Here is a 25,920-nt window from a genome sequence, read left to right as displayed (position 1 = left end):
AATATGATTGTAATTTTAATTTTACTAATAGGCGAAGCAGTAGCCTTTGTAATAAATGAGTGGGGAAATACCAAAAAATGGGGTAATGCCCTATAGGTTATTAGGCACCCCTCAACCAGTTGAAGAGGGTGATTACGTTGATAAAATAGTACTTGTTGTTCCGCATTTTAGACAGCACCCATTGAACATATGGGAACAGTATATATTTTTACGGTCTGGAGCAGCCAAAGTGGCTGCTTTTATTTTTTTTCCCTTTTGCCTTCCGCATGGTAAAACAGCGCAAGCTTTCATCGATATTTATCCTGAAGTGGTTTAACAAGTTTTCATCAGAATTTCTAACAATTGAAAAATTGTCTACATTATAATGGCCGTCAAGGATTGAGCAGGTCTTGTAGAAAGCCCATTTGTAGAGTGTTAACCTAGTTAAACACTCCATGCGACTGCCCGTCGCAAAAAAGATCGCCACAGCAATCCCCATCTTAAACTCTCGTTTGCGTAAGTTATTATAGGAAAAGAAAATCCTCATTTGCCCCACTATCCTCCAATTTCAACCCAGCTATCACACTATTCAAATGCTTCTCCATTGCTTTTTCCGCTTCCAGTTTATCTCCTGATTCAAGGGCTTTTACTATAGCAATATGCTCTTCAATAGATGGGTTAAATTCCAAAGTATCCAGTGGGTCGAACAATATCACATAAATCGTTGTTCTGCTTACAATATCTTTAACATATTCAAGCAATAGTTTGTTTTGTGATGCTTCAGCTATGATTAAGTGGAACGAGTCATTCATCTTATAATAATTATCCGTATCTCGATGATCAAATGTCCGTTCCTCTTCATTTATTAATTTATAAAGCTTTTCAATGTGTTCTTTACTAATCCTCTCTGCTGCTAATCCAGCGGATTGCTTTTCTAGAAGTAACCTGACTGAATAGGCATCTTTCATTTCCTCAGCCGTTGGTTTAATGACAAATGCACCTCTATTAGGGGTAACTTGCACAAACCCATCATGCTCTAATTTTTTAATCGCAGCCCTTACAGGTGTCCGACTAACATTTAGCTTTTTGGCAATTGCCGCTTCCACAAGCTGACTACCTGGACGGATGAATCTTTTATAGATCGATAATTTAATCTTTTTATAAACAAGTTCCTCCATATTTGCTTTTTGAATACTTTCCTGACTCATATTGTAACCACCTAATGGATAGGAATAATTGTCTCATCATTTCTTTTCATTATATTATTTTCTCCTCTCATTTCCAACTAACTAAAAGGACAAAACAATTCAAAACTTTAAACCTACTAGAGAATAGGTAAGTAATAAAGTTTGTTTTTATCAGAAATTTTAAAATGAATTGTATACTATTTTAGTGTACTATGTTATCGTATTTTTAAGAAATTTGTCATTTCTCTATTGTTTAAACCAACCCTTTGTCATCTTTTTTTTCTCATCATGAACAATAATGTTTCTTTACCCACACTGTAGGCGTAAAAATTGATGTTGAGGGTTCCAGCTAGCTGTTTAATTGTTTAATTTGATTTTTAGATTGTTACAAAAGTGATGTTATGAGATATGGAACAAAGACTGTCTTTTTCACATATGGGTGAGATTTTCGTCGGTTTTTCTTTAGTAGGTGGAACAGACGGAGGAGTGTTCTTATACTTCTCCGGGTGTTTTATTGTAAGGATTGATAAAGAAGCAGAAAATAATCTTTAATTATATACACAGCTGGTAGCTCACATCGGTTTTTTATCATCGAACAGGGAACGGTAAACGTGAAATTTCAATGATCCGTGAGTATCGAAGAGTAAAAATGTTTGATAATCGAGGCCGTCAAGTGAGGTTGGCAGCTATGGAAAACGCTGTGGTAGAGAAAGATGCAAAGAGCGATATCATCAATATTGCCATGGATGAATTGGTGAAGCATAGTTATGAGCTTCATGCGTTTAGCACTCTAGTAAAAGCAGCCGATTATGTTCATGCTTCAGTTTTTTCCATAATCCGAGAAACACGAAAAAAATTTGCGTCAATAATGATTGGACGCCAGAATAATTAATAGTTTATGAAGAACGAGGAAATAGAGATGAAATTGCAATTAAAAGCAGATTTAGCGCTACTAATGATTACGTTTTTTTGGGGTGCATCCATCCTACTTACAAAGATTGGCCTCAATCAAATTCAAGAATATAATTTAATCGCATTGCGTTTTCTGATTGCCTTTTTCATTTCAGGCATCGTATTTTACAAACATTTAATCAAAATCGATTTCAAAACGGTCAAATATGCATTTATATTAGCTTTGATTTTGTTTCTCGTTTATATTTGTGCTACGTTTGGCACAAAGTACACATCGGTTTCGAATGCCGGATTCTTAATGAGTCTGACTGTCATATTCATCCCCATACTGGAATTTGTATATTTTAAGAAAAGGCCCGAAAAAAAAGTAGTGGTCGGAATCCTGTTGACCATAGTGGGAATCAGCTTATTGACATTGAACAGCGAATTAAGGATCGGTTTTGGGGATCTGTTATGCATTTTATGTGCCTTATTCTATGCCGTTTATATCCTTGTTACGGGCGCGATGACTAAGCATGCCGATCCCATTTCCCTTGGTGTTTTACAACTAGGTTTTGTTGGATTGTTCGCCTTCGTTTTTTCCATGTTTATAGAAACACCCAGACTTCCCGATACGTTTGAATCATGGTTTGCAGTCCTCGCTTTAAGCATATTTTGCACTGCAATCACGTTTATTGTTCAAATCATTGCCCAGCAGTATACCAGTCCTACACATACAGGCCTTATTTTTACGTTAGAGCCGGTGTTTTCGGCAGGCTTTGCCTATGTTTTCACAGGAGAAACGCTGGATCTTAAAGGTTACCTTGGGGCAACACTTATTTTATTGAGTGTATTAATTGCTGAACTCGATTTTAAGAGTTTATTAAAACAAAATAATTACAGCAAAAATATGGAGTAAATCATTTGCTGCTATTCCCTATTGAGATCTGAGGTTGTCTCAAAACTCCATGGCTTAGCAGCCACCACTTATGAAAATGTTTTAGGCCTGTTAGCCTAGCTAATTCTATTATGACAATAATGGATTTAGCAGGTTACAGGCCGTTACTTTTTTGGTAGATTGCTCCTAAAACCTATTTCAGCATAACTCCAAATTTTATCACTCACTTGAATAGGCCTTTGACGCTTTGCTTCAACAAAAGACGGTTCTTCTGACATTAAAATAGGAGAATCGTCTTTTTTATTTCCAAAATACGAATCCGCGTTTTCAGCAAGAGTACCTTACTTTCAAATATTTCGATTAGCACCAAATCTTTTTGAAGAGGAGATTCATCTGTTTTAAGAACATTGTTCATAATATAATAATGGCTATATTTTAGTTTATCCAATAACCAATAAAACATCCTAAAATGTATTGAAGATTGGCATTTAATAGAGTATTTGTAGTAATTAAAATTGGCATAATTCTTGCATAATAAAAAACTGTAACTTCTGAATTTAAAAGCACAATGAAATGAGGTGGATGGCTTATTGAGGAGCCACTCAAAATAACGGGGGGAAAACTCCAAAGGATATAGGAGGAGCGAGATGAAAAAAGAATTTCGGTATGGGAGGATACTTTATGCAATCTATTAGGAAAGAGGCAGCAGTTGAAAAGACACCTGCTCAGGAGAGAGTAGAGAAGAAAAGAAGATTCGTACAGCTTGACGCTTATGTTCTATTATTTTTTGTTGCATTGATCTGCGCTATTGCCACATACATTTTACCGGCAGGTGAATTTGAAAGTAAAATAAAAGGAGATATCACCGTAACGGTACCTGGAAGTTTTCATTTTGTTGATTCAAATCCCACTGGTTTCGTAGACTTCTTTACTACGATCCAAAATGGAATGGTAATGGGTGCACCGCTTATTTTCCTAATCCTATTTACAAGCGGAGCCTTAGCTGTCATTGAAAAATCGGGTGCGATCGATGCGTTTCTTAAGTCCACCCTTACTCGATTCAGGAATCGCTTGCTGTTTTTAATTATCCCTGTAGGATTCATATTGTCTGTTTTGGGAACGACTGGAATTGTGGTCAATTCGGTAATCGCTTTCATACCATTAGGATTATTTATCGCACGCGGATTGAAATTGGATGCTATTTTCGGCGTTTCCCTTATCTATCTAGGAACCTATGCTGGTTGGAACGTACCTGTTTTTGCTCCTCAAACGCTTGGACTTTCCCAGCGTATTGCCGAACTTCCGCTTTTCTCGGGAATGGGTTACCGGATCATTATCTACCTAGCATTTCTTGCCGGTACTCTTTTATATGTATATTTGTATGCACGCAAAATTCGAAAGGACCCGACCAAGAGCATCCTTGGCCCAGAATCGTTCACTTCTGAGATTGCAGTGAAAGGTGCTGAAGTAGAGACTACGGTAACGGTTTCCTTGCAGCAAAAGCTAATCTTATCGTTTGCGGGATTATCTTTGCTAGGCTTTATGATTTTCTCTCAGATATTTAAATGGACGGAAAATGAAATGGCTGCTCTTTTCATTTTTATTGCCATCGGCGCCGGTTTAATCGCGCGAATGAGTGCAAATGACATTGCATTGACATTTATTCAAGGCTGTAAACAAATGGTCTATGGAGCTCTTATTGTGGGGATGGCTAGAGCAGTGGGTTTAATCCTTGGTGATGCAAAGATATTAGATACCATCGTCAATGCGCTGGTCCACCTTCTTGAACCGTTGTCTCCGATTGCCGCTTCGATTGGAATGTATATCGGAAGTGCGGCTCTGCACTTTTTGATTTCTTCCGGTTCCGGGGAATCTACCGTGTTGATGCCGATTCTTGTCCCTTTGGCAGATTTGCTGCATATTACACGTCAAGTAGCTGTCCAGGCGGTTATGCTTGGGGAAGGAATAGTAAACACCATCAATCCGACATCCGGTGTGCTGATGGGTGTACTAGCAATGAGCGGCATCTCTTATGGAAAATGGCTGAAGTTCATGCTTCCATTAACGGCAGTTTGGTTTGTTCTCGGATTTATTTTCATCATTATCGGTATGATGATCAACTGGGGACCTTTCTAAGAAATAGACGATAAATATAGGGGATTTGAAATATGGATAAAGTACTTGAATACTTAAAGCAGCACCAAGAAGAGATCCTGGAGGATCTAAAAACACTTGTGCTTGCTGAGTCGCCTTCGCATTCGAAAGTACGGGTGGATCAATGTGGAGAAGTGATTCAACAGCTGTTTAAGAAGCATCTTGACGTTGAGGCGGAAGTGATTCCCCAAGAGCATGCGGGGAATCACCTGCGGTTTAGTTATGGGAAAGGCGATGCCCAAATCTTAATCATAGGCCATTTTGACACTGTCTGGGAGGTGGGAAGGCTTTACTACCGAGTAGAAGGAAACAAGGCGTATGGGCCGGGCATTCTGGATATGAAAGGAGGAATTATCCAAACTCTTTGGGCGCTGAAAGCCTTCCGTGAGCTGAGGATTTCCTTACACAAGCAAATCGTTTTCTTATGTACAAGCGATGAAGAGGTTGGAAGCAAAACATCTAGGGCATTAATCGAACGGGAAGCTTTAAAGAGCCAGGCTGTTCTCGTTCCGGAGCCGGCAGCGCCACATACAGGTGCACTTAAAACAGTCCGAAAAGGAATTGGCAAGTTTTCGATCCAGATTAAAGGAAAAGCAGCACATGCAGGGCAAAATCATCAGGATGGAATCAGCGCGGTACAGGAAATGGCTCATCAAATTTTATTTTTGCACTCACTTACCGATTATGAGTTGGATACAACCCTAAATGTCGGCGCGGTACGAGGAGGGAGCGCCGGAAATGTGGTAGCAGAACAAGCGGAACTGGCTGTGGATCTGCGAATCAGTCAGTTCCGTGAGGCAGAGCGTGTTTCGAAAATCATTTATGGGCTAAAGCCGCATATAGAAGGGATATCCTTAAAGGTTTCAGGTGGAGTTACCCGCCCGCCTATGGAAAGAACAGCTCAAAATGAAAAATTGTTTAATCTGGCAAAAACATGTTCATCTGAATTAGGGTTTCACTTGACTGAGGAATCAGTGGGTGGAGGCAGTGATGGGAATTTCACTTCCGCATTAGGCATTCCAACGCTAGATGGGTTAGGTCCAGTGGGAGAAGGTAACCATGCCGAAAATGAGCATATTGAAATCAATCAACTTCCAATTAGGGCCGCTCTGATTTCTCACCTTCTTCGTAAGCTATAATTTTAATAAATAAAAGTACAAGTGCCGGTTTGGTACTTGTATTTTTTCCGCTTAGGAAAGTTTAAGTTAGAAAAAGCGTGAAAAGCGAACAAATTTTTCTATCGGGATAAAAGACTTCATCTAATAGCGGTCTGTCTTCCTTGAAATACTTTAATAGGAATTTTTTATTAGGTGTTTTAGGTTTGTTTTTAGGTTATTATTCTAAAAAAGGAGTTTTAAGAGGAGAGAAATAATGGAGAGACCATGCATTTTATTGCTAACAAGAGGGGAAAAGCTAGCACAAACCTTTGAGAATAACCTGAGAATGTTTTTCGGTACCAATATTCAGATTTATACCGTTCATGAGCACCAGGATCTGGATAGCCAATTAGTGGATGAGTGTGAACTGATTCTAGTTTCCGCCGATAGTTTATTGGATCGGTTACCGAAACTACTCCATGAGCAGGCACTGCTTGCTAGAAGAACCGTTCATTTGCCAAAGCTCGAACAACTGATGGATTTAGCTCCAGGAACCCAATGTCTATTTGTCTCGAACAGTATGGACACGATTGTAGATGCCATTGAGCTTTTGAATCGCCTGGGGTTTGATCATTTGCACTTTATTCCATATGTACCGCATCCAGCGGAAATCCGTCCTGCACTTGAGGGTATCGATGTGGCGGTTACACATGGATTAGAAGAACTCATCCCGGAGACAATTGGTAAAGTGATTGATTTGGGCATACGTCCGATCGATTTGACAACGATTTATGATATTGCCCGACAATTGAATCTTCCTATGGAAAATGCGCATTTCTATACAGCGGAGTTTTTCCGAGATTTTGTCCGCCTTGGAAGAAACTTAGCCAATTCCGTAAACAATGAGAAGCGGTTAAATCAAAAGCTGGAATCCGTATTTAATGCTGTTCATGAAGGAATAATTAGTATGGATGAATGGGGATACATTACAGTTTTTAATGAAGAAGCGGAGAAAATCCTCAGTCTGTCTGCACAGAATTGCCTTGGAAAGACGTGCTGGGATGTAATCCCTGAGTTTAACCTGAATCAGATTTTTCAATCCCACGCGGAGGAGTCCAATCAATTATTGGAGATACGGAACAAGGTTCTTCTGGTTACCAAAGTTCCCATGATGCTGGACGGGCATTTGATGGGTGTCGTTGTTACGTTTCAAGATGTCACGATTGTCCAACGAATTGAACAGGAAATCCGCAAAAATAGCAGCCGTCTGGGATTAACGACAAAATATTCTTTCGAAAATATCATCGGTGTAAGCGGGTCCATCACCTCTACCAAACAGGTTGCTGTCAGACTGGCAGAAAGTGATTTTACCGTATTGATTACAGGAGAAAACGGTACGGGCAAGGAAGTATTTGCCCAAGCGATTCATAAGTATTCCACCCGGCGGGATGGCCCATTCGTCCCGGTCAATTTCGCCGGCCTTACAGAAAGTTTGGCAGAAAGTGAATTGTTTGGATACGAAGAGGGCTCTTTCACAGGAGCAAAAAAAGGAGGGAAAATGGGTCTATTTGAATTGGCCCATAATGGAACCATTTTTCTGGATGAGATTGGAGATGCTCCTCTCAGTATACAGGCCGCCTTGCTGCGTGTGCTCCAAGAGCGGCAGGTGATGCGGGTAGGAGGAAATCGCGTAATTCCCATCAATGTCAGGGTGATCGCTGCCACAAACCGAAACCTGAATAGTATGGTGTCGAAGGGTGCTTTTCGGGAAGATTTGTACTATAGACTCAACGTTTTGCCGTTAAATATCCCAAATCTTAGAGAACGGCATGAGGATCTTTTTATCCTCATAGACTATTTCCTTTATGATAATGGGAGAAAGCTACAATTTACACCTGAAGTAAAAAATGTTCTTTTAAACTACAGTTGGCCAGGTAATATTCGGGAGTTGGAAAATTTCATTAAGTATCTGAAGGTAATCGTAGAAGGAGATACAGTAAAATTACAACATATTCCTGAACGTATATTGAATAGCAATAGCAGCTTGTCACTCCCTCACGTTCCAACAGCCGGAGGGGAAACAGTGGAAAGGGAGGAAATCCTTCAATTCTTGTCGCGTCACGGTTCCCTAATGGATTATGAGGATATATTGACAATCCTGTGGAGTTTCAGTAAACGGCAGGAGCGGGTGGGACGAACCGTTTTATGCTCATTGCTCTCTCGTCCCTTATCCGAAGCTCAAATTCGCAATAAGCTATCGATTCTCCAACGGTGTAGATGTGTCGCAATAGGTGTAAAGAAGCAAGGTACAACGATCACTCCTATGGGAATACAGGTTTTACAAATGATCAAAGAGAAAATAATGAATTGAAAAGAAAGTTCGTTAGGTGTAAAAATAACTACAAAGTAAAAAATATACGTTTGGTTGAGGATCATGATAATGATTGCAAAATTGATGGTATTGGAGCTATGCGATTAAAATCTGAATTTGTTTAAAAAGTATAATTATCCAAAAGTGGAGTTATCGTTAATGACCGATTATTCAGCTGAATTAGTGGAAAAGATTCGTCATTTTCAACTTCATGGTGTATTAGTAAAAAATGAACTGAATGATGAAAGCATCGTACAGGAGCTTGTATTTGAAGAACAACTCGTATTAATCAGTGCTCCAGAGATGAAAAATATTGAAGAATTATGTCATCAACCTTTTCTCATGAATACTAAAGGTTGTCCACATCGAGACCAACTTGAAACTTGGTTGAAAACAATAGGGATTGGTAAAATTCGATATTTAGAATTCAATCATCCCGATGCTATTATTCAAGGTGTGATTTCTGGACTTGGAGCCTCTTTGGTGCCAAAGTCTTCGATTCTATCACTTGAAATAAAAGGGTTAGTACGTTCTTTCGAAATTCCAGAACAATACAGCACCGCCAAAACCTTTTTTATTCGACACAAGGATAGTCTAATGACAAGCGCGCTTTCAAAATTTATTGAGATGTTAAAACAAAGTTCAAGCGTAGGATGGGGCTGATACTAAGGGTAAGAGCGGGGCGAATCTCACTTTCAATTAAGTATTGGGCAATAGCAGGTGTTTTATATCCAGCGTCTGCTGCAACAGCTTCCGGTTTACCGCAGTTTTCAATTACCTTTTCAAGAAGAGGTTCTAACATAATACAACAGGGTCAATACTCGGACGTCCTCGTTCAGATGAATACATATCTTGAACAAGTGAATAGATAAAAGAAAAATCGATAGCATCCTCAATCTTTCGGACCAAATGGTCCGCAGGTACAAGTTGTTCTAAAGCTATCATTTCTATTTGGTCACGATTCATCTGTGTATTTTTAGTTAGCATTTCATCACTCCAATAAAATTTCTCTCATCTTAATTATACAAAAAAGACTGCCAACAAATCCGAATTTATTCGAATTTGTCGACAGTCTGAGAGCTGCAAGTAAATTGCAGCTCTTTTATCTTTATCTTGGGATATTGATTTACTTATTCTTTAGAATTACTTCTTTTACTACTCTTTCTGCAGCATGTCCGTCTTCTAAATAGCAGAAGCGTTGATAAAAGTCATTGAACCTTTTATTCGAATCTTGATCTCTGGACATATTTTTGATTGCTTCAATTACTTCCTCTGTCGTCTTAACGATTGGACCGGGTGCTTCTTCTTCAAAGTTAAAATAAAAGCCGCGTATATCTCCTCGGTATTCATCAATATCATAGGTAAAGAAAATCATTGGTCTTTTTAAGTTGGCGTAATCGAAAAATACTGATGAATAATCAGTAATGAGTAAATCAGATATTAAGTAGAGATCTTGAATATCTTCATGCTTTGAAAAGTCATATGCAAAGCCCTGATAGGCATCTAAGTCAAAGTTTTCTGCAACCAAATAATGCATTCGGAGAATAACGATGTATTCCTCTCCTAATTCATTTCGTAGTTTTTCTAAATCTAACTTTAAATCCATTTTATATTGGCCAACCTGATGGTATTGATTATCCCTCCAAGTAGGTGCATAGAGAATGAATTTTTTATCTTCAGGAAGTCCGTGCTTTTTCTTAAATGCGCTGGCTCTTTCATCACGGACTGAACTGTAAAAGACATCATTTCTTGGGTAACCTGATTCAATCATTTGTTTATCGAACTGAAAGGCACTTCTAAATATTTCAGTTGAGTAACGATTAGGGGAAACCAAGTAGTCCCAGTTTCTTGATTCTTTATGAAAGTTTTTCTTGTATTTTTCTGTTGTCGTACCGGGCATTAATACCTCTTTTTGATCCTGGGCAAGCTTCTTTAAAGGTGTTCCGTGCCATGTTTGTAAATAGATAGTGTTTTTTGGTTTTGGTATCCACAAAGGCATTCTGCTATTGGTTACCCAAAATCTTGCTCTCGCCGTCAAAAAAAGCCATTTAATCGAAAAACGATTTACATAAGGTACTCCTGTTTGTGGGAGGCCCTTTTTAAAGCGAGGATCCACACTCCAATACATTTTGTATTCTGGGTGATGATCCTTAAGGTATTGGTAGATTGCTCGAGGATTATCACTATATTGCTTACCAAGAAAACTTTCAAACATGATTAAATTGTTTTTAACAGGGAAATTCGATATATATTGAAAAGCTTTTTTGTAAACATACTTTTTGAATCGTTTTACACCTCTAATCCCGTTTCTGAAATCCCTTGCTTCGATATGCAGGCGGAGGAATTTTTGGAATTTCTTTTGATTTCCTCTTTCAAGGTGTTTTATTTCGCCTCTAATATGCATTGGCTGAGACGATAAACGGGATTTATCTAGAAGCTTTATTGCCTTTCCATATAATTTAAAAAATTCATCAAAATTATTGGAGTCCTTGAAAATATAGATGACTGTTCTTCGATAATAACTTAAAAATATCCGATCTAAAAATCTTTTAGCCGTTTCAATTTGTCCATATTCTTTATTCAAATCTAGATATAGTTTAATAAATTCACGGACCCTTTCTTCAATTGGACGCTGAATGAGTGCTGGATTGGTAATCGAATGGATGCCTGCACGTTTATAATAGGTGCGAATAGTAAGCTTTGGTAATTTCTCTACATGGATAATAAATGGAATGATTCCGGAAATATCCGTATAACCTTCAGTTCCTTCATAAAATCGAATATGATTTTTCCGAATAAATTCACTTTTAATTAATCCATTTAAAATGCTGCCGCCTTTAAACAGTTTTCGAGGAGATAATTCTTTCCTAATTACTTTAGGCTCATCTATCCATTTAAGTAGTTCTTCGGATTCAATTGGTTCCGAAGAGTCACTTGATTCTTCAATATCATTAGGCACATTTATATCCGATGATCGGACTAAACGTTTTAATGTTCCAAATATGGCCGGGGAATCCTGAATATTTTCAACAAGAACCTCTAGCGCATCGCTTGTAAGAAGGTCATCGCTGTCAAGAAAAAAGATATATTCACCGGCTGCTTTTTCTATTCCTATGTTTCGTGAAAAAGCAACGCCGCGCTTCCTGTCATTTTTAATGTAGACGATACGGTCATCCGTTAATAATGATTCAAGAAAGTTTGAATTTTCTTCATCAGAACCATCATTTATAATAATAATTTCAATATCCGAGTAGCTTTGAGCCAAAACTGAGTTTAAACATATTTCAACAAATTCCATTGAATTATAGTAAGGGATTATTACAGATACCTTCTGCTTATTTATATTCATCATGTGACCTTATTCACACTCCTTGAAAATCAAAAATTCCCTTTAAAGATTTTAACAAGTAAAAGTCGTAATGTATATAATTTTGTTTGATTTTGTCGAATGGAACAATCTAGTTCATGATTAACAATCATCATTAACACAGTTTTATAAATAAAAGGCTCCATTTTCAAATGGAACCCTATTGCTTATGGATTTAAAACAATCTTCTCCGTATCGCGATCAAATACATTATACACCTCATTGATTCGAATAAAAGACTCTATCGTATTGATCGCACGGTTTGTTTTTAGGCTGTTAATGTTTTCGCTAGTCAAATGATTATAGGTAGGGTGGTAGACTGAGCCAGGCCCGCTATTTTTCCAAGGCATAAATTGAATAGGACGGGCTGTATTTTCAATTTTATTATTGCGAAACGTCGGGTTCATCGCTCCACTCGCCAGAATTCCACGGAAGGTTCCTTTTTGTCCTGCTACATTTTTAATCGTATTGTCTTCAATGATTGAATTAGACCAATTCAAAACCCGGATTGCATCCATACGTGTGGTCTCTATATCATTTTTTTGGATAATGATTTGATCATGGTACTTTCCTTCCGAATATTTATGTGTACCGATGGCTCGATCAAGATTTTTAAAAGTATTGTTATTAATGGTAATATTGCGGTTTGGAGTTTTGTCGTGATTACTCCAAGGATTGTTGAAGCCTTTTGTTAAAAGATCTGGTGTATCAAGATTAATGGCTTCTTTATTTTCTTTAGGCGATGCTTTTGAATCGATAAAATAATTATTTGTGATTAACATATTCTCTGTAGCATCCACTTCAAGAAAATGTCCTGAATTAAGATGCTGGAATTGGATATTTTGAATCTGGATGTTCTGGTTATGGCCACATACAATTGCAATGGTATGTTCATCAAATTGGAGATCGATGATTGCCTTTCCTTCCCCTATGAAGCGGATATTTTTTTCGCCATTATATTTGCTGCGAATTCCATTTTTATAGGCGTCAGATGGCTTGACTAGCTGAAATATCGATTTGGAAGGGCTAAACTTTCTTGTACCAGTGTCTCTTCCCTTTAGAATTTTTGAGCCGCTTTTAAAGTAAATGGTCACATTGGATGGAACATATAACGTGTTAGTTATTGTATAGGTTCCCTTATTTAGGATAAGAGTTCCCCCTCCAATTTTTTCTAAATGCTCTAGGTATGAACGGAGTAAATAATACTGTTTGGTATATTTATTATAGGTGCTAAAATTTGTCATACCTCCTTTATATGGTTTACTAGTAGGTGTAATTGTATAAGTTTTTGAAGCCGCCAAAGATGTTCTCGGTAATTGAAAGCAGATTAGCAGCATTACAACTACAAAAATCGTCCATTGATTTACCCTCAATTTTAATTCCTCCTTATTAATATGGTCATTCAAATCATAATTAACATGGATTGTATCAAGAAATTTTCACTGTGTATATATCGTTCTTAGTTTGATTTTGGGCAGCCTTGGGCATTTTTTGCGTTTTGACAAAGTGGTTTTCTGTTTTAACTTATATGAGAAGATTTTCCTGTTTTTTATTCTTTGTAACAAGTATTTCCATAAATCTATTTAAAAACTCCTATTTATAAGCGATAATAATAGTATTGTAGAAAATTGCTATTTAATAGAAGGATTTGGCGTAAAAGGGTACAGAAATACTACAGGGGTGTTATTCAATGAAAGAAATCGGGAAAATCGTTCTTTTATCGACAAGTTTGGTTTTTAGTGGGTCTATAGCCCCTTTTTCTCCATACAGTTTAGGAAAAGCTGAAGCTGCCAGCATCTTGAAGCTTGCAAATATCAGCTATCAAACATCTGCAAATGTTAATCTTAGGACAGGCCCTAGTATAAAAAGTAAAATCGTTACAACGATTCCAAAAGCAAAAACTGTCACTGCTTTTGAACAAACGGGAAATTGGTTTAAGGTTTCGTATCGTTATATTTCAAAGGGGAAAACGGCCACAAAAATAGGCTGGGTAAGCGGCTCCTATCTAAAGAAAATCACTCCAGCTGCATCTCCTAAAACCGCTTCAGTCAAGTTTAAACAAACAACGTACCAAATGATGGAAAGTGTCAAGCTTTACTCTGGGGCAGGGACGAAATATAAAGTCTTGTGCACGATCCCGAAAGGAAAGACGATTTCAAGCACAGAAAAAGCAGGAACGTGGTATAAGGTAGTTAATACATATACGTCCAATGGTAAGACCGTAAAAGTGACTGGCTGGGTAAGCGGTACATACTTAAAAGAATATTACAAAACCTCCGGAATCACTGGCGCTTATTATTTTACAACAAAAACGGCGAGTCTTTATCCAAGTGCTGATACAAAGCAAAAAGCAGTATACAGCGTTTCATTAGGGAATGGTTTTTTCATTACGAGTCAAGTCGTAAATAGTATTGGTGAAACATGGTATAAGGTTTCCTTTAATGGAAAGTCACTTTATCTTAATGGTAATGATGTTAATAAAGCAGCAATTCAATCTTTTTCAGCAACTGATTATCAAGCGAGTACAGATACCTACATTAAATCGTCAGTTGGAAAAGCTTTTTCAACGGTAGTACAAATACCAAAGGGTACGCTTATTTCTACTGGCAAAAAAATAGGTAATTGGTATGTAGTAAATTATAACGGGAAATCCGGTTACGCTGATTCGAAGGATTTTACAAAGTACACCGTGCCTGTTGAAAAACAGCTGGATAAAGAAACAGATTATCTTGCAGTGACAGATGTCGTTTTAAGAGTTTATCCGGAAGACTCTTCTAATCTATTATCGACTGTCCCTAAAGGATCAATGGTTACTGCCATTATGAAAACCGCCAATAACTGGTTTAAAGTAACGTATAGCGGGATGACCGGTTATATCAATGGAACCTATATCCAAAAGGCAGAAGATCTTCCTCCTGCAAAAGAGGATCCAAGCGAGGTTCCGATTGCAAAGGCATCCTATGTGGTTTTGACAGAGTTAAACCTTCGGGAGTCAAATGATAAAGGGTCAAAGGTTCTGGACGTAATTCCGAATGGAACGATTGTTATTCCCGCAAGTTATACTTCTGATGGCTGGTATAAGGTCTTGTACAAAGGGAAAACCGGTTATGTTTTTGGAAAGTATCTTTCACAAGTAATTACGGGTGATCCAATGGGAAATCGAGATAGCTACCAATTTATTGATTTAAGGACACAATCTCCTGTAACACCAAGTAAAATTGACAACTATATTGCAGGATATGAGAAAACAAGCGGTAAGACAAGCATCCTTCATGGGAAAGGAAAAGTATTTATTGACACTGGCAAAAAGTATGGTGTAAATGCTTTATATCTAGCTGCACATGCAATTCATGAAAGCGCGTTTGGAACTTCAGCCATATCAATTGCGAAAAATAACCTGTTTGGCTTTGGTGCCTACGATGCTGCACCATTTATGTCCGCTTATCGTTTTGACAGTGTTGATGTGTGCATTGATTATATTGCCCGTGAAATCAAAACTACATATCTGAACCCAATAAATTGGAAGTATAATGGCGCTTATCTTGGTTTTAGCACAAAAACCTTATCAAACACCAGAATTGACGAAGCCAGCGAAGGCATGAACTTTTATTATGCCAGCGACCCAAACTGGGGGAAGGCGATTGCGCAGCATATGGAAAATATTCTACACTACGATAAATCTTATTATGCAAAAGCAAGCACTGATACTGCCATCCCAGCAAGACCGGTTATCCCTGCGGGCAGTGATGTGTTCCCTGCAAATATCATGGCAATTGCCAAAAGTAATATTGTCCTTGATAGTAATAAAGGAGTGAATGATGCAGTTAAAACCATTAGTAAAGGGGCATCATTCATCATTTTAGAAAAAACCAATGATTACTGGTTAAGGGTTAATGTTGATGGCAAAGAGTATTGGACGAACGATATTAAATTTAGTTCCTATACGAATTATCTATCCGTGCAAAATTTAGGCAGGGTGACATCTGCAAAATTAAATGTCCGTCCGGATGCGTCGACAAACAATACACCAATTGCAACTTTATACTTAAATGATTTTGTTCAAATCGTTATGAAAAAGGATGGGACATTAACGATGGACGCATCTAAAGGCTGGTATCAGATCGTATTGGCAAATGGAACCACTGGATGGGTTAGTGCTAGTTTACTATATTCGAAGGATTTTAAATAATTTTGAAAATAGAATAATAGATTTCGAGGTGATGCGATCGCTCTTACTTACGTACGTTCTATTCTGTTATGAAGTTCTCGTTAGACAGCGGGAATAGAAACAGTTGTAAAAGGAAGAGAGAGAAAAGGAAGTGTATGGAATGAAAAACATGGGGAAAGCAATTATTTTATCAACAGGTCTGCTGATTGGAAGCGAAATAGCTGTTCCGTTTGCACCAATCAATATCGGACATGCTGAAGCGGCAAGTCTTGTCCATTTTAAAACAGCGACCTATCAAACCACCGCTAGTTTAAGAATGCGGTCAGGTGCCGGCACGAAATATAAAACCATTTTAACTATTCCTAAAGGAAAAATGGTCCTATCATCTCAGAAAATAGGAAACTGGTATAAGGTTAGTTACACGTACAAATTAAAGGGAAAAACAGTTACCAAAACGGGTTGGTCAAGCGGATCTTATTTAAAGAAAAAAACGGTCAGTTTAACAAAGACCTCGGTTCCGAAGATCGTTAAATTTACAAAAACAACCTATTATACATCTTCTAGCTTAAATATGCGGTCGGGTGCAAGCACAAGTAATAAGATTATCATGACCCTTACTAAAGGGAAAACAGTAACATCTAATGAGAAAAGCGGCAAGTGGTATAAAGTATCTTATACCTATACCTCTAAAGGGAAGCCTGTCATCAAGACCGGCTGGGCCAGCGGTAGCTATTTAAAAGAATATTATCGTTATACAAAAACAAGCGGGGCTTATTATTTTACGAAAAAAACGGCGAAGCTTTATTCCCAACCGGATACAAAGAATAAGTATATCTATAGTCTACCTGCTAATAACGGCTTGTATTCGTCGCAAAAAGTGGTTAATAGTGTTGGACAAACCTGGTACCGTGTTTCGTTTAACGGAAAAAACCTTTATATCTCCAGCGGCGATGTCAGTCAATCGACATCCAAGACCTTTGCGAAAAAAAATTATCAGGTAAAGACAAATACATATGTTTATTCCTCTTATGGAAGTTCCTATAAACATCTAATCAGCATTCCAAAAGGGGCCATGATTTCTACAACGAAAAGTGTAGGTGATTGGTATGCTGTAACCTATAAGGGCAAGACGGGGTATGTTCCTAAATCAACGTTGCAAACACCGCCAAAAGTAAATAACAGTGTTCCAGAGGAAAAAGTTACGGAAGAAGCAAAATCCTACTTAGTAACTGCGAGTTTGAATTTACGAAAATCATCCGATTCAAAATCAACCGTACTAACTGTTATTGCATTAGGTACAACTGTTAAATCAGGAGCAAAAACAGCGGATGGCTGGTACCAGGTAACTTATAATGGCAAAAAGGGTTATGTTTATGGCTCCTATTTAAAGGAATATGCCCAAAATGTGGATTACCGATTTATTGATTTACGTACTCCTTCAAATGTAACAGCAACGCAAATTAATAATTATATTGCTGCAAATGTAAATGGCAAACCTAGTGTGTTACTTGGCAAAGGACAGGCCTTTATTTATGCAGGGAAAAAATTTGGTGTCAATGCTTTATATTTAGCAGCCCATGCGATTCACGAAAGTGCCTATGGAACATCGAGTATTTCTTTAGGGAAAAAGAATTTATTTGGTTATGGAGCCTATGATGCCGCACCATTCTTTGGAGCTTACCGATTTCCTTCCGTCGAAGCCTGCATTAATTATGTGGCTCAAAAAATGAAAGCCGATTATTTAAACCCTAATGGAACCCATTTTGAGGGGGCATTCCTTGGCTTTCGGGCTAACGATTCGCATGGTACAAGGATTTCAAGTAAAAGTATCGGAATGAACTATTGGTATGCAAGTGATCCAAACTGGGGCAATGCAATTGCAAGGCATATGAACAACATCATGGCATTTGATAAAAAATATTATGATAAAGCGGCCATTAACACAAAAGTTCCTGGTATACCTGGAATTCCAACTGGAAAGGATCAATTGCCAAGCGGAATTCAAGCTGTCGCGAAAACGGATTTAACGAGTACAGTTAAAAAAGGAACTACTTTTATCATGCTTGAAAAAACAAACGATTATAATGTGAAAGTTCAGGTAAATGATACAGAAGATTGGATTGGAAACATTCGTTTCTCACAATACAAGGACTATATTTCAGTTCTTAATTTAGGCAGGGTAACTACATCGACGCTAAACGTACGCTCAGGTCCATCCACATCTAAAGCTGTTATTGGTTATTTACAGTTAAACCAATATGTTCATTTAGTATTAGATGATGACAAAAAAATCATCATGGACAGCACGAAAAATTGGTATAAAGTTGAGTTAGCGGATGGAAAAACTGGCTGGGTAAGTAAAGCCTATATCACAAAAGAACTTAATTAAACTAAAAGCTGACATGCATCATTTATGATGTTGTCGGCTTTTTTTACATTTTTCTAATTTAGGTATTTTGGTGGAACATAATGGATATGGATTGAAATTTAAGATTGATAGTCTTATAATGAGTTGGTAATGTTAATTTGATGTAAATTAAAGTTGAATTTTGTGTAAATAAGTTACATTTTAATAGATCCATAATAAATTAGGAGGTAACACTAAATGAAAAAGGTACTAACATACGGAACATTCGATTTACTACATTTCGGACACATTAATTTATTAAGACGTGCAAAAGATTTAGGCGACCATTTAATTGTTGGTCTTTCAACAGATGAATTCAACAAAGGTAAGAACAAACAAGCCTATCACAGCTTTGAAAATAGAAAATTAATCTTGGAATCGATTCGTTTTGTCGATGAAGTGATTCCTGAAAATACTTGGGATCAGAAAATCCAGGATGTAATCAAGCATGATGTAGACATTTTCGTAATGGGTGATGATTGGAAAGGCAAGTTCGATTTCCTTAAGGACTATTGTGAAGTAATATACTTACCAAGAACAATCGGGATTTCAACATCACAAATAAAAGACGACTTAGGAATGGTGAGAAATGGTTAGGGAACTAGCCATTTCTTTGTATCTATTTGTCTTTAAGTGTGTATTTTCAGTATTTAATTTGATTCCGCTTAAAGATAAAACCACCTTTGTCATCAGCTTTGGTGACAACAGTCGATATGTCTTTGAGGAAATGCGCCGCCAAACTATTCAAAATGAAGTGGTTTTCCTGTGCAAAGGTAAAAGTATCGCCCTTTTTAAAGATTATGATGATTTTACCTGCGTTCCTTTTGAAACCTATCATCTTTTGAATTGGTTTAAGTCTATTTATCATTTAGCGACTTCAAAGCATATTTTTGTAGATAACTATTTTGGTTTTCTTGCTGCTGTAATATTTAAGGAAGAAGTTACCTGTGTTCAGCTTTGGCATGCATCTGGTGCGATTAAAAAATTCGGACTCGAAGATGGCTCTGTTAAAAACAGAAGTGAGCGTGCCAAACAGCGGTTTTTACAGGTTTACCAACAATTTGATAAAGTGGTTGTTGGTTCAGATGTCATGGCAGCAACCTTTATGAAATCCTTCAATCTTAAAAAAGAAACTATTTTAACAACAGGGGTTCCAAGAACGGATTTCTTTTTTAATGAAAAGGAAAAGCAAAAAGCGATTCAAAAGCTGACACGAACACATCGTGTATTAAAGGATAAAAAGGTGATTCTTTATGCACCTACTTATCGCGACCATGAGTTAGAGAACTTTTCAATTCAACTGAATGTAGAAAAGATGAGCCAGGAACTTGGAAATGAATACATGTTAATTTTGCGTTTGCATCCCGCTATAGGAAATTCGGTCGATTTTTCTAAAATACAATCAGATTTCGTTTTCGATTTCTCCTCAAGTCAGTATGAGATCAATGAGTTGCTTGCTGTGGCTGATTATTTGATTACAGACTATTCTTCCATTCCATTTGAATTTTCCTTATTACGAAAACCAATAATCTTTTTTGCCTACGATTTAGAAGAATATAAAAAGAATCGCGGTGTGTTATACGGCTTTGAAGAAAATCTCCCTGGCCCCATTGCAAAGGACACGGATTCGATTATTAAGTTGATTCAAAACAATGATTTTGATCTAAACGTCGTTGATCGTTATGCTGAAAAATGGAACAAATATTCTAATGGCCGTTCTAGTCAGAATTTAGTTTCTTATTTATTTGAAGAAAAAAGCCCTCAAGTCGAACAACGCAGGGCATTACTATAATAAGCAAAGGCTTCGAGTTATTTTCTCGCTCGAAGCTTTGTTTTTATCACGCAATAACGGGCAGTAGGACCCCTGATTTTATGAATTCGTACAATTTGAAGTTTCATTTTATAATGCTCATTTGGGGAAATTAATGTATAATGGACAAGGTTATTAATTGTTAAAGGAAGGACAAATTTTAATGAAGTCAATGATTACCATCATCAAGGAGCAAATAAGTTCCTTTTATCTGATTATGAGACTATCTGCTTTTGAATTAAAAAGTGCCAATACCAATCATTATTTAGGAAGAGTTTGGGAAGTACTGAATCCAACGATCCAGTTGGCCATTTATTGGTTTATTTTTGGCATGGGGATCCGGGGCGGCCAGGAAATTAAAATGGATAATGGAATGCATGTTCCTTTTTTTATTTGGATGGTTACCGGAATGGTTGCTTGGTTTTTTATTAGTCCTGCCATTTCAAATTCATCTCGGTCCATTTATTCAAGAATCCAATTGATTTCTAAAATGAGCTTTCCGATGAGTGCCATTCCTTCATATGTGATCATGGCCAATTTTTATTCTCATATCATGCTGCTTTCAGTAGTAACGGTCTTTTTGCAATTTACAAAATATAAACTGACTGTATATTTTATTCAGCTTCCTTATTTTATGCTGGCCACTTTGGTGTTTTTGTTAGCTCTTGCACTTGTTACTTCTACACTTTCGACAATCGTAAGAGACGTACAGCAGATTGTGAATTCGATATTAAAAATGCTTCTATATATTACGCCGCTCCTATGGCATAGAGACAATTTAATGATTAAAGGGATCGACTTTTCCATTTTGCTAAAAATGAATCCATTGTATTATATTGTCGAAGGTTATCGGGCTTCCTTACTTGGATCGGGCTGGTATGCCTATGAATATCCCCAATATACCTTGTATTTTTGGGGGACAGTCCTTGTTTTATTATTGATCGGGTCCGTTCTGCATTTGAAATTTAGAAACCGCTTTGTTGATTACTTGTAAAATTGGGGTGAATTCTTCATGACTGAAACGGTTATTGTCAAAAATGTTTTTAAAAAATATAAAATGCATAAATCTCCAAAGGAAAAACTTTTGGATGTGATTTTACCAGGAGGATATGGGGAGGATTTTTATGCATTACAGGATATTTCGCTGACGGCAAATGAAGGGGATGTAATTGGACTTGTTGGGGTGAATGGTTCCGGGAAATCAACCCTTTCAAATATTATCGCCGGTGTCGTTCCGCCAACATCCGGGTCAGTAGAATCTCATGGAACCTCCTCAATCATTGCCATTTCCTCTGGATTGGATAACAATCTAACAGGCATGGAGAATATTGAATTAAAATGTTTAATGCTCGGCTTTAAAAAGAGGGAAATTAAAGAGCTTGAACCGGAAATCATCGATTTTGCGGATCTTGGAAAATTTATTGATCAACCAGTTAAAAAATATTCAAGCGGTATGAAATCACGTCTGGGCTTTGCTATTTCTGTAACGGTTAATCCGGATATTCTCATAGTCGATGAAGCATTATCGGTTGGAGACCAGGCCTTTGCCGAAAAGTCGAAAAACAAGATGTTTGAGTTTAAAGAAAAGGGAAAAACGATTTTCTTTGTCAGCCATTCCATGGCTCAAATTAAAGAATTTTGTGAAAAGGCGGCATGGCTTGAATATGGGGAAATTAAGTCTTTCGGTTCCGTTGATGAGGTTATCCCTGATTATGAAAAATTTCTTAAAAAGTACAAAAAAATGACCAAAGAAGAACAGAAGAGATTTCGCGAAGAGGTAATACGGAAACAAAGCGGCCTTGCGACAATTTAAGATGAATTTTAAAAAACCTAAATGGAGAGCTGTGCTTAGCTTCCGTTTAGGTTTTTTTTTTGATGAATGCAAATAGTAATAGTAGTGCTTGTCAGGAATGGGGGCGGTGGAAAATCATTCGTCGAATTGTTTTTATTTACATTATGTTGCAGCCGATCCTGGATCTATTTACGTCGTTATCGCTTCGGCTGCAAGGACAGGATTTTACTGCAGGATTGTTGATTCGCTTTGCTTTTCTTATTTTGATGGGGTTGTATGCCATGTTCTTTTCGAAGACGGTGAGAATGTACTTTCTGTTTCTGGCTGTCTTTTTCATGATTCACTTACTTATCAATCAATCTTTCAAGCCTATATTTTCGGCTTCCGCTGAAACGAAGTATTTTGTTAAACTTTTTTATTTTAATGTTGCTTTGCTATTTTATTTTGTGTTTTTTAGACATAATAGGGTTTCTCGAATCTTGGATGTTCTTGTTATCTCCATGACTATGATTGGGGCTGTAATGGTTGTTTCTGGCTTAACCGGAACCGCTTTTAACAGTTATTCATGGGGAAAAGAAGGTCATGTTGGCTGGTTTTATGCCGGAAATGAAATTGGAGCGATCTTGGCGATGGGATTTCCTGTTGTGGTGCTGGCAGCACTCCAAAAATCTAACTGGGCGTGGATTTCGGTGGTGCTTGTCATTTACTCGTTATTTGCCTTAGGGACGAAGGTAGGTTTTGGGGCAATCGTTATCGTCTTGATTTTGGCGCTGTTGATGTCCCTTTACGGATTATTCAAAAATCATTCCGGATGGTTGCGGCCCATAATGCTATTAGGACTCTTCGTCGGAACCTTTTGTTATTTTCCCTTTTCTTCCATTGCTAAAAATATGAATATGCATCTAAACCGGTTGGAATCGAATCAATCGCAAGCCGTGGGGGACGTTAAATCAAATGCCCCTGCTGTACAAGTGGAAAATCTGGTGTTAAGCGGTAGGGAAAATTTCCTTATGGTACAGAAACAATATTTTAGTGAAGCTCCCGTTTTGCAAAAATTGTTTGGAATGGGGTATGGGGGAAATTATCAAGAACAGCCAAAAATGATAGAAATGGATTTCTACGATGTTTTTTATTCACTTGGGATCTTCGGATTTATTTTATTCTTTATCCCTTTGGGTTGGATACTGGTCAGAATAGTACGGAACGTATTACGCTATTTTCCGGAAAGTTTTTCGACAAGAAATGTATTAATTTCGACAGGTGTCGTCCTTGGATTGGGTATTTCCTTTACAGCGGGACATGTTTTAACAGCCCCAGGGGTAAGTATGTATTTAGGGCTGTTGCTGGCTTATTTACTGACGACTATTCAGGACCGGAGCGGAGAGCTGGGATAATGAGGGAACTTGCCAAGGAGCGAGTTCCCTTTACGTTTGTTTTCTCCTTTTTATAATCTGCATCAGTCCGAGAATTTCTTGAGATTTTAGGAGAAGTGCTGCGGCTGTAAATAAAGCAAAGGTAATGAGTGTAACGAGACCGAGATGAAGAATAGGATTTGTAACCGGAATAATGAACGCTGATAGTCTTGAAACCAAAAAGACAAGCCCGAACAGGATGAGTAATTTCCCCAAGCTTTTCTTAAAGGATAACTTGGCTGTTTTTTCAATAGGAACATGCTTGGAAAGACTGAAAAATAATAATAATGTTTGAAACAGCATGGCAATGGCAGTGGCAAGGGCAATTCCCCCAACTCCGAAAAAATGAGCCAAAATAATGCTCAACACGATATTTAATGCAACCGAGAGGATGCTGCAGGTCATGGTCACCTTTGTTTCTTTTAAGGCAACAAAACAACGATTCAAATATTCCTTTAATGCCATAAAAACCATTCCAAAGGTGTAAAAGAAAAAGGCCTGTTTTGTCATGCTGGCTGCCGAATCATCAAAAGCCCCCCGTTTAAAGGCGAGTTCAACCAAAATGCTGCTCTCAATCAGCATTACCACAGCAATTGGAATCGCGGCAAAGGTAATCAATGAAATCCCTTTGAAAACCCACTGGACAAACTCTCCGCCCCTCTTAACGGCTGCATCTACCACAGACGGAAAGATCACAGTAATCAGGGATAATAAGAGAATACTAAGTGGCAGGTACATTAATTTATTGGCATAGTTTAATGCTGAAACGCTGCCCTCTGGAAGCCGGGATGCCACCATTCGGTCCACTACAGCATTTATTTGATAGGCCCCAGAGGCAATGAAAATCGGCGAAAACAATCTTAGCGTGTCGAAGATTTGTTTCTGATACGTTTTAAAGGCGAAATTTACGTAAAAAACCTGATACTTTTTTATAAAAGGATAGAGTATGAAAAATTGGCTGATGGCGCCGAGCAGCGTTGCAACTGCAACACCATAAATCCCATATTGTTTAGTTAAAAAAATAATCGTGATGATGACAAATAGATTTTGTGGTATTGCAATAAAAGCGGGCGGTGCAAAGACTTTTTCATATTCCAGAATTCCAGTCATGATTGCCGATAGAACAAAAAAACAAAAGCTCGGAAGCATGATCATGGTTAATTGGTTGGTAAGCCCAGCTTGCTGGGTGTTGAAGCCTGGTGCAATCAGTTTCGTCATAAAGGGTGTTGCTAAATAAAATAGGAACGTCAGGATAATTGACAGCGTGATAAACAGTGTTGCCAAGATGCTAATGACATCGCGAGCCTCCTGCCTGCTTTTTTCCTTTGCTTCCGCATAAATCGGCACAATTCCGCTGGTAATGGCCATACCGACAGCGGCAAACAACAGGACGGGAATAATCGAGGCAACAAAAAAGGCATCGGTGACGGTAGATGCGCCAAAATAAGCGGCCATCAATAGGTCGCGGCCAAAGCCGAGTATCTTGCTGACAATCGCAATTAACGTTATAATTCCAACAGATTTAATCATTTTCATAAAAGTCACCGTCTTTGTCTTGCCAAATGGTTCATTAGCCAGTATGGTCAATAATGGAGCAGGATATATGTAAGGATATGAAAGAATGAGGATTACAAATGAAAAATAACGTGAATATATTGGGAATAAATTTTTTAAATAAAGGTTTTAATGAGGTTGTTGATTTGCTAACGGAGCGGATTACTAAGGGGATTAAAACGTTTGTCGTAACCGCCAATCCGGAAATTGTTATGTATGCACGGGAGGCCGTGGATTATCGGGAAATCGTCCAAAAAGCCGATTATGTCGTTCCGGATGGATCCGGGATTATATTAGCCGCTAAAATTCTGAATACGCCGATTCAGGAAAGGGTCGCCGGATATGATTTAACGGTACGGCTTTTGGAATTAGCAGACCAGAATGGGTGGCGAATTTACCTCTTGGGCGGAAAGGAAGAAACGAATAAGAAGGCAGTTTCCAATATTTGCAATCAGTATCCTCATTTGGTGATGGCCGGTTCGCACAATGGCTATTTTAAAGGGAAAGAGGATAAGATTGCCAATGAAATCAAAGCAGCAAATGCTGACATTGTTTTTGTGGCATTAGGTTTTCCAAGGCAGGAAAAGTGGATTTCCGCTCATTACGCGGCCTTTTCAAAGGGGATTTTCATGGGGGTTGGCGGCAGCATTGATGTCCTTGCCGGGGAAGTTAAGCGTGCCCCTGTGGTTTGGCAGAAGCTAAATCTGGAATGGTTTTACCGGCTTGTGAAGCAGCCATCCCGCTGGCGAAGAATGCTAGCACTGCCTAGGTTTTTGGTGGAGATTTTAAAGATGAAAAAATAATCTATCACCCATCTCATCACGTTGGATAAA

General features: G+C 37.9%; 20 protein-coding genes and 3 pseudogenes. 16 read left to right on the top strand and 7 right to left on the bottom strand.

Annotated features, from left to right (window positions below):
• Positions 1-55 precede the first annotated feature (55 nt).
• Positions 56-316, top strand: a complete 261-nt coding sequence (locus J2Y67_RS06265; RefSeq protein ID WP_310171873.1) for a hypothetical protein — start codon at positions 56-58, stop codon at positions 314-316.
• Positions 317-503: 187 nt separating this feature from the next.
• Here J2Y67_RS06265 and J2Y67_RS06260 read toward each other — a convergent pair whose 3' ends face one another.
• Together J2Y67_RS06260 and J2Y67_RS06255 are read right to left on the bottom strand one after the other, a co-directional pair.
• Entirely contained in the window at positions 504-1,187 is a 684-nt protein-coding gene (locus J2Y67_RS06260) for a GntR family transcriptional regulator (RefSeq protein WP_310171871.1), read from the bottom strand.
• A 364-nt stretch (positions 1,188-1,551) separates the two neighbouring features.
• Positions 1,552-1,740, bottom strand: a pseudogene (locus tag J2Y67_RS06255) (IS4 family transposase); the annotation flags it as partial.
• A 75-nt stretch (positions 1,741-1,815) separates the two neighbouring features.
• Between J2Y67_RS06255 and J2Y67_RS06250 the strand changes: the two are divergent.
• The 7 genes and pseudogenes from J2Y67_RS06250 (at position 1,816) to J2Y67_RS06220 (ending at position 9,240) form a co-directional block, all read left to right on the top strand.
• Positions 1,816-2,058, top strand: a complete 243-nt coding sequence (locus tag J2Y67_RS06250) for a hypothetical protein (RefSeq protein ID WP_310171869.1) — start codon at positions 1,816-1,818, stop codon at positions 2,056-2,058.
• 27 nt (positions 2,059-2,085) lie between these two features.
• The gene (locus J2Y67_RS06245; RefSeq protein ID WP_310172127.1) at positions 2,086-2,976 is read left to right on the top strand and encodes a DMT family transporter; all 891 of its coding nucleotides are present in this window, start codon (positions 2,086-2,088) and stop codon (positions 2,974-2,976) included.
• Between the two features lie 669 nt (positions 2,977-3,645).
• A complete protein-coding gene (locus J2Y67_RS06240; protein ID WP_396954054.1) occupies positions 3,646-5,091 on the top strand; it encodes a YfcC family protein in 1,446 nt (481 codons plus the stop codon).
• 32 nt (positions 5,092-5,123) lie between these two features.
• Entirely contained in the window at positions 5,124-6,248 is a 1,125-nt protein-coding gene (locus J2Y67_RS06235) for a M20 family metallopeptidase (protein ID WP_310171864.1), read from the top strand.
• A 232-nt stretch (positions 6,249-6,480) separates the two neighbouring features.
• Entirely contained in the window at positions 6,481-8,577 is a 2,097-nt protein-coding gene (locus J2Y67_RS06230; RefSeq protein ID WP_310171862.1) for a sigma-54 interaction domain-containing protein, read from the top strand.
• A 32-nt stretch (positions 8,578-8,609) separates the two neighbouring features.
• Positions 8,610-8,702 (top strand): annotated as a pseudogene (locus tag J2Y67_RS27935) (PhnA domain-containing protein); the annotation flags it as partial.
• Between the two features lie 34 nt (positions 8,703-8,736).
• The gene (locus J2Y67_RS06220) at positions 8,737-9,240 is read left to right on the top strand and encodes a LysR substrate-binding domain-containing protein (protein ID WP_310171859.1); all 504 of its coding nucleotides are present in this window, start codon (positions 8,737-8,739) and stop codon (positions 9,238-9,240) included.
• Here J2Y67_RS06220 and J2Y67_RS06215 read toward each other — a convergent pair.
• The 4 genes and pseudogenes from J2Y67_RS06215 to J2Y67_RS06200 form a co-directional block, all read right to left on the bottom strand.
• Entirely contained in the window at positions 9,197-9,379 is a 183-nt protein-coding gene (locus J2Y67_RS06215) for a hypothetical protein (protein ID WP_310171858.1), read from the bottom strand. The genes J2Y67_RS06220 and J2Y67_RS06215 overlap by 44 nt on opposite strands.
• Positions 9,379-9,564, bottom strand: a pseudogene (locus J2Y67_RS06210) (IS5/IS1182 family transposase); the annotation flags it as partial. The gene J2Y67_RS06215 and the pseudogene J2Y67_RS06210, both read right to left, overlap by 1 nt.
• A 139-nt stretch (positions 9,565-9,703) precedes the next feature.
• Entirely contained in the window at positions 9,704-11,926 is a 2,223-nt protein-coding gene (locus J2Y67_RS06205; protein ID WP_310172124.1) for a bifunctional glycosyltransferase/CDP-glycerol:glycerophosphate glycerophosphotransferase, read from the bottom strand.
• A gap of 185 nt (positions 11,927-12,111) precedes the next feature.
• The gene (locus J2Y67_RS06200) at positions 12,112-13,317 is read right to left on the bottom strand and encodes a right-handed parallel beta-helix repeat-containing protein (RefSeq protein ID WP_310171857.1); all 1,206 of its coding nucleotides are present in this window, start codon (positions 13,315-13,317) and stop codon (positions 12,112-12,114) included.
• Positions 13,318-13,634: 317 nt separating this feature from the next.
• On the opposite strand from J2Y67_RS06200, the gene J2Y67_RS06195 reads away from it, so the two are divergent.
• The 7 genes from J2Y67_RS06195 (at position 13,635) to J2Y67_RS06165 (ending at position 23,515) form a co-directional block, all read left to right on the top strand.
• Positions 13,635-16,133: an SH3 domain-containing protein gene (locus J2Y67_RS06195; RefSeq protein ID WP_310171856.1), complete on the top strand. Its 2,499-nt coding sequence runs from the start codon at positions 13,635-13,637 to the stop codon at positions 16,131-16,133.
• Positions 16,134-16,272: 139 nt separating this feature from the next.
• Complete coding sequence (locus J2Y67_RS06190) at positions 16,273-18,501, top strand: SH3 domain-containing protein (protein ID WP_310171854.1); 2,229 nt, start codon at positions 16,273-16,275, stop codon at positions 18,499-18,501.
• A 216-nt stretch (positions 18,502-18,717) separates the two neighbouring features.
• The gene (gene tagD / locus J2Y67_RS06185) at positions 18,718-19,116 is read left to right on the top strand and encodes a glycerol-3-phosphate cytidylyltransferase (protein WP_310171852.1); all 399 of its coding nucleotides are present in this window, start codon (positions 18,718-18,720) and stop codon (positions 19,114-19,116) included.
• Positions 19,109-20,311: a CDP-glycerol glycerophosphotransferase family protein gene (locus J2Y67_RS06180; protein WP_310171850.1), complete on the top strand. Its 1,203-nt coding sequence runs from the start codon at positions 19,109-19,111 to the stop codon at positions 20,309-20,311. Before tagD ends, J2Y67_RS06180 begins: the two co-directional genes overlap by 8 nt.
• Positions 20,312-20,492: 181 nt before the next feature.
• Positions 20,493-21,323, top strand: a complete 831-nt coding sequence (locus tag J2Y67_RS06175; RefSeq protein WP_310171848.1) for an ABC transporter permease — start codon at positions 20,493-20,495, stop codon at positions 21,321-21,323.
• An 18-nt stretch (positions 21,324-21,341) separates the two neighbouring features.
• Entirely contained in the window at positions 21,342-22,142 is an 801-nt protein-coding gene (gene tagH, locus J2Y67_RS06170) for a teichoic acids export ABC transporter ATP-binding subunit TagH (protein WP_310171846.1), read from the top strand.
• 62 nt (positions 22,143-22,204) lie between these two features.
• A complete protein-coding gene (locus J2Y67_RS06165) occupies positions 22,205-23,515 on the top strand; it encodes an O-antigen ligase family protein (RefSeq protein WP_310171845.1) in 1,311 nt (436 codons plus the stop codon).
• A 30-nt stretch (positions 23,516-23,545) separates the two neighbouring features.
• Here the strand turns inward: J2Y67_RS06165 and murJ are convergent, their stop codons facing one another.
• Positions 23,546-25,120, bottom strand: a complete 1,575-nt coding sequence (gene murJ, locus J2Y67_RS06160) for a murein biosynthesis integral membrane protein MurJ (RefSeq protein WP_310171843.1) — start codon at positions 25,118-25,120, stop codon at positions 23,546-23,548.
• Between the two features lie 47 nt (positions 25,121-25,167).
• Here murJ and J2Y67_RS06155 point away from each other — a divergent pair, with 47 nt between their 5' ends.
• Positions 25,168-25,890: a WecB/TagA/CpsF family glycosyltransferase gene (locus tag J2Y67_RS06155; protein ID WP_310171840.1), complete on the top strand. Its 723-nt coding sequence runs from the start codon at positions 25,168-25,170 to the stop codon at positions 25,888-25,890.
• Positions 25,891-25,920: the final 30 nt, after the last annotated feature.

This window comes from Neobacillus niacini (assembly GCF_031456445.1).
Lineage (GTDB): Bacteria > Bacillota > Bacilli > Bacillales > Cytobacillaceae > Neobacillus > Neobacillus niacini_I.
This window is presented reverse-complemented; position numbering and strand designations above follow the sequence as displayed.

Coding starts and splice junctions, on each gene's coding strand:
- J2Y67_RS06265 (WP_310171873.1), top strand. CDS start 56: ATGAGTGGGGAAATACCAAAAAATGGGGTAATGCCCTATAGGTTATTA.
- J2Y67_RS06260 (WP_310171871.1), bottom strand. CDS start 1,187: ATGAGTCAGGAAAGTATTCAAAAAGCAAATATGGAGGAACTTGTTTAT.
- J2Y67_RS06250 (WP_310171869.1), top strand. CDS start 1,816: ATGTTTGATAATCGAGGCCGTCAAGTGAGGTTGGCAGCTATGGAAAAC.
- J2Y67_RS06245 (WP_310172127.1), top strand. CDS start 2,086: ATGAAATTGCAATTAAAAGCAGATTTAGCGCTACTAATGATTACGTTT.
- J2Y67_RS06235 (WP_310171864.1), top strand. CDS start 5,124: ATGGATAAAGTACTTGAATACTTAAAGCAGCACCAAGAAGAGATCCTG.
- J2Y67_RS06230 (WP_310171862.1), top strand. CDS start 6,481: ATGGAGAGACCATGCATTTTATTGCTAACAAGAGGGGAAAAGCTAGCA.
- J2Y67_RS06220 (WP_310171859.1), top strand. CDS start 8,737: ATGACCGATTATTCAGCTGAATTAGTGGAAAAGATTCGTCATTTTCAA.
- J2Y67_RS06215 (WP_310171858.1), bottom strand. CDS start 9,379: ATGTTAGAACCTCTTCTTGAAAAGGTAATTGAAAACTGCGGTAAACCG.
- J2Y67_RS06205 (WP_310172124.1), bottom strand. CDS start 11,926: ATGAATATAAATAAGCAGAAGGTATCTGTAATAATCCCTTACTATAAT.
- J2Y67_RS06195 (WP_310171856.1), top strand. CDS start 13,635: ATGAAAGAAATCGGGAAAATCGTTCTTTTATCGACAAGTTTGGTTTTT.
- J2Y67_RS06190 (WP_310171854.1), top strand. CDS start 16,273: ATGAAAAACATGGGGAAAGCAATTATTTTATCAACAGGTCTGCTGATT.
- tagD (WP_310171852.1), top strand. CDS start 18,718: ATGAAAAAGGTACTAACATACGGAACATTCGATTTACTACATTTCGGA.
- J2Y67_RS06180 (WP_310171850.1), top strand. CDS start 19,109: ATGGTTAGGGAACTAGCCATTTCTTTGTATCTATTTGTCTTTAAGTGT.
- J2Y67_RS06175 (WP_310171848.1), top strand. CDS start 20,493: ATGAAGTCAATGATTACCATCATCAAGGAGCAAATAAGTTCCTTTTAT.
- tagH (WP_310171846.1), top strand. CDS start 21,342: ATGACTGAAACGGTTATTGTCAAAAATGTTTTTAAAAAATATAAAATG.
- J2Y67_RS06165 (WP_310171845.1), top strand. CDS start 22,205: ATGAATGCAAATAGTAATAGTAGTGCTTGTCAGGAATGGGGGCGGTGG.
- J2Y67_RS06155 (WP_310171840.1), top strand. CDS start 25,168: ATGAAAAATAACGTGAATATATTGGGAATAAATTTTTTAAATAAAGGT.